Below are 767 nucleotides of genomic sequence, written 5' to 3'. Positions count from 1 at the left end.
GCCCAAGCCCGCCCGCAGCCTGGCCGCATCCGGCGCCGGCCCGGACGCCACCGGCCAACAACCCACCTCGCCCAGCCCAGCTCACCGCAACCGGCAACGCACCATCGCCACCACTTCACTGATCGCCCTCGCCGCCGCCGGCTGCTCCTTCCTACTGGCCTGGGCGGCCCCGGGCCTCGTCCTGCTGCTGATCGCCCTCATCGCCCTAGTCGCCGCTTTCAGCCGACGCAGCAGCCCCCGCCGGCCCGCGGTGCGGGACACCCTGTGGCTGCGGATGGCCAGCGCCGCCGGCCTCCTCACCATCCTGATACCGGCATTGGTCGTCTCCGGCGGCGGCGCCGCCGGACACCACTGGTGGTGGTCGCTCGTCATCGCTGCCGGCGCGATCACACTGACGCTCTCCGAACGCCTCCGCCGCCACGATCGCTGAGCCACAGGCTGAGCGATAGAGGGACCAGGGACCACACGGTCAAACACGGTTGCCCCTTTTTCCAGCCGGTCACCGCGTACCCACCCGCCTGAGGGCACTTCTCGCGGACCTCGAGAAACGAGATGGCGCTGCGGGGGCAAAGCCAGGCCAAACCCCCGCAGCGCACCCGCCCCTGCGTGGGCACGGCGACGCCGTACGCCGGGTCAGAGTCGGCGCATGGCGAGTCACCGCCACGGCGTCGACGGCACGCGCGATCTGCAGATCGTCAACAGCGCCCCCGCCCCGCCCACAGCGCCGACCACCGCAATCCTGACACCAACGCCCCACATCGCCACTC

1 protein-coding gene is annotated in these 767 nt (G+C 71.8%); it reads left to right on the top strand.

The features are described 5' to 3' along the window. Positions 1 to 430: hypothetical protein (locus GRC12_RS44820; RefSeq protein WP_208786138.1), on the top strand; the 430-nt coding region annotated here is incomplete at its 5' end. Positions 431 to 767 lie beyond the last annotated feature (337 nt).

Source organism: Streptomyces griseorubiginosus (assembly GCF_017614965.1).
In the GTDB taxonomy this organism is placed as follows: domain Bacteria; phylum Actinomycetota; class Actinomycetes; order Streptomycetales; family Streptomycetaceae; genus Streptomyces; species Streptomyces griseorubiginosus_B.
Note: the sequence above shows the minus strand (reverse complement) of the source record. Positions and strands in the feature narration are given on the sequence as shown.